General features: G+C 39.7%; 4 protein-coding genes and 1 pseudogene. All 5 read left to right on the top strand.

Annotated elements, in window-relative coordinates:
* Positions 1 to 206: pseudogene (locus ACTXGO_RS11250) on the top strand (glycosyltransferase); the annotation flags it as partial.
* Between the two features lie 26 nt (positions 207 to 232).
* Positions 233 to 1,273 (top strand): EpsG family protein, encoded by a 1,041-nt coding sequence (locus ACTXGO_RS11245; protein ID WP_443574547.1) that lies wholly within the window; start codon positions 233 to 235, stop codon positions 1,271 to 1,273.
* Complete coding sequence (locus tag ACTXGO_RS11240; RefSeq protein WP_443574545.1) at positions 1,273 to 2,178, top strand: glycosyltransferase family 2 protein; 906 nt, start codon at positions 1,273 to 1,275, stop codon at positions 2,176 to 2,178. Before ACTXGO_RS11245 ends, ACTXGO_RS11240 begins: the two co-directional genes overlap by 1 nt.
* Positions 2,171 to 3,313, top strand: coding sequence for a glycosyltransferase family 4 protein (locus ACTXGO_RS11235; RefSeq protein ID WP_443574543.1), 1,143 nt, complete (start codon positions 2,171 to 2,173; stop codon positions 3,311 to 3,313). The genes ACTXGO_RS11240 and ACTXGO_RS11235 overlap by 8 nt, the downstream gene beginning before the upstream one ends.
* An 88-nt stretch (positions 3,314 to 3,401) precedes the next feature.
* Positions 3,402 to 3,565, top strand: a 164-nt coding sequence (locus tag ACTXGO_RS11230) for a sugar transferase (RefSeq protein WP_443574549.1), incomplete at its 3' end; no start/stop codon positions are given.

The raw sequence follows: 3,565 nt of genomic DNA, 5'->3' as shown, positions 1-3,565 counted from the left end.
CCACTCAAGTATCGTCTGAGGTAGATTTAGGACTAGGTTTGGTTGAATTTTTACCCATTGATGATCCAAGGACTTGGATGGAAGCGTTGTTAAACAACAACGAGCTAGAGTGCTCTAAAGATAAAAAAATACAAATACTTAAATCAAACGGTTTTGATGTGTCTGAGAATGCAAAAAAACTAGCGCAAGTTTATAAAAGTCTCTGACTAGAGCCCATAAAAAAGAGGGTTATATGATTCCATACTTACTGGTTCTTAGCTTTGTTACTTTTTGGATCGTACTAGAACAAAAAGCGCTTAACCGTAAGTCTTTTTGGGTGCCTCTGATTGCTCTTACTTTGTTTGCAGGCGTACGTAGTTTTCGCGTAGGTACAGATTCTTGGAATTATACTCGAGACTTTAGAGAGCAGCTTGACGTCTATAACTTTAAATTTGAAGAACTTGTTGAGCCAGGTTATCAAGTATTAGAGTATGCGTTACTAAGCGTGACTCACAGTTATTTTTGGCTATTTATAAGTACCGCATTTATCGTTGTATTTTGCTACCTAACTATTATTAGAAAATACAGCGTAGATTACTGGTTTTCTGTGTATTTATTCATCACATTAGGTATTTATTCTTTCTTTTTTAACGGATTACGCCAAGGTTTGGCGATGGCCATATTCGCTTTTGCCTTGCCCTTTTTGTTAGATAAGCGATTTATTCCTTATCTATTGATATGTTTGTTAGCCGCCTTGTTCCATACGACCGCTCTATTTATGATTCCCTTTTACTTCTTAGTTCACCTCAACATAGCGCCTTTATACAAAATCATAATAACCTTTATAGGGTCTTTTACTGTTAGCGGCATATTGATTGCTTATATAGCATCTACTAATGCCAGATATGAAGGGTATGTCGAGACCTCTGACAGTGCTGGAGGGTTGTTCATTTTAGGGTTTTATCTAGCGCTATCATTGTTCACTTTATTTATCATACGACTTTATAAAATAAAGGACGAGTCGTTTATTACGCTGTTCTCTTTTTATGCGATTGGCGTGGCTTTTATGACACCTATTGCCATGCTTGGTGCAAATCCATCAGGGCCACAACGATTATTGAGCTATTTTACGTGGACCCTAGTATTGATACTGCCTGTCCTCTTTAAAAAAATAAATAATATCTATATTACCAGTATCGGCGCAGGGCTTTTTCTTATCTACTTTATCCTAACGACCTCTCGGTTTAGTAACTTAACGCCTTATATTATTAATCCCGTTTTTGAGATTTTCTGATGAATCATTCTGCGCCCGTCACTATCTGTATTCCCTTTTATAATGCTGAGTCCACTTTGTTGGAGGCAGTACGTTCTGTATTTGCTCAAACTCACAAAACCTGGGAGCTCATATTGATCGATGACGGCTCCACAGATGGCTCCTTAGCGATAGCTCAATCGATTAGTGATCCTAGAGTAAAGGTGTATTCAGACGGTCAAAATCGCCGTCTCGCGGCGCGTCTCAATGAGTTGGTTGAGATAGCCCAGTATGACTTTATCGCACGTATGGATGCGGACGATATGATGACGCCTGATAGAGTGCAAAAGCTATTAGATATCTTATTGACGAACGAAAAGTACGATCTTGCATCATGCGGTACTTATTCTATTAGGCAAGATGGCTCTTTTAATGGTTACAGAGGGGCTGATGAACACAACTATACCTTTAACAAGCTATTAAATAAGTCGCAAGGGTTTTTGCATGCAGGTCTAATAGCACGTAAAAGCTGGTATCAGCGCAACCGCTACGATGAGTCGCTACCAGTTGGGCAAGATAGTGAGCTATGGTTACGGGCTGCCAGAGCGGGTGATTTTCGCGCCATCTCCCTCAAAGAACCTTTGTATCTGTATCGAGAGGAGGGAAATGTAACACTCCAAAAACTAATTAGAGCTTATCAAGCAGAAAGAGAGCATCACGCGCCTTTGATCGATAAAAGATCTAAGAGACTTAAATATATTGCTAAATCGGTGCTAAAAACAGGAGTTGTGCAGGTTATGGCATCAACAGGAACCTTGGACTATCTTCTCAAACGTAGAAACAAAAAAAGCAAACAAACAAAAGTGCCAGACCCAATGCTGGAGATATTTAATCAGGCATTGGATAGTATTTATTCAACGAAAATACCAGGTATTGACCATGTCTAAGCGTAAAATACTCTTTGTTGCATCAGTTGCAGAGCATTTTCATGCCTTTCATAGACCTTATCTAAAGTGGTTTTATGATAATGGGTTTGAGGTTCATGTGGCTTGTCGTGGCGAATTTATAGATAGTAACGTGTCAAAGGTATGGCACATTGGTTTTGAGCGATCTCCCTTATCATTGTCACATATCAAAAGCTTGATTCAACTAAAAGCTATTGTCGATGATAACGACTATGCCTTGATATCTTGTCATACCCCCATGGCCGGTGTGCTCTCAAGACTGTCCGCTATCGTCGCTAGAAAAAAGGGCACACAGCTTTTGTATACCGCACATGGCTTTCATTTTTTTAAGGGCGCTAGCACTTGGTCTTGGCTGACCTACTATCCTGTTGAAGTGGCTTTATCTTATATTACGGATGCCATTATCTGTATTAATACAGAGGATTTTGATCTGATCACTAAAAAGGGATCACCAAATACCGAATACTTTGTGTTACCTGGTATCGGCGTAAACTCTGAGCGATTTAAGCCACTATTGTCTGAGCAAAAGAGATCTTTGAGAGAGGAGTTAACTATCGACAAAGACGACTTCGTCATCATATATGCCGCTGAGTTTATCGAGAGAAAAAACCATCGACTGCTCATAGATGCGATTAAACGTCTAAGCACGCAAATAGATAGCTTTACGGTATTACTCGCAGGCAAAGGCGCATTGCTAAGTGAGATTGAGTGGTATGCCAAAAGCCATGGGGTTTACGATCATATACGCTTTGCCGGGTTTGTTACTGATATTGAAAAGTACTATCAAGTCTCTGACGTTGTTGTATCTACGAGTAAACAAGAAGGTCTAGGCATTAATCTTGTTGAAGCTATGATGTGTGGATTGCCGCCTATTGCGACTATCGATAGAGGGCATGGTACGATTATCGAGCATGGCGTAAATGGTGTCTTGTTTGCACAGGATAATTCACAAGCGTTAGCTGATGCTATATTTGAGATATATAGCAATGATGAGCTACGTTCTAAAATAGCAAAATCTGCGATAAAGAGGGCGGCAGTATTTGATATAGCTAACGCACTAGATGCCATGACAAGGATTTATGCTAAGTTTTTAGATAAAGAAGCGCGCTCAAGCTAGAAAAGCGGTTTGCCAGTAGGTTGTTATCAATCATACAAGGCCCAGCTCTATGAGCCTTTGAGCTAAAATAAAATTGAGGTAAATGCAGATGTTAAAACGACTTTTTGATATGACCGTTAGTAGTGCAGCTTTAGTTATTTTATCACCAGTATATATAATTACCGCATATAAAGTGAGGCAGCAATTGGGTTCGCCAGTACTCTTTCGCCAAACGCGCCCCGGTCTATATGGCAAGCCTTTTAAGATGATTAA

This window comes from Psychrobacter sp. T6-1 (genome assembly GCF_052258445.1).
This window is presented reverse-complemented; position numbering and strand designations above follow the sequence as displayed.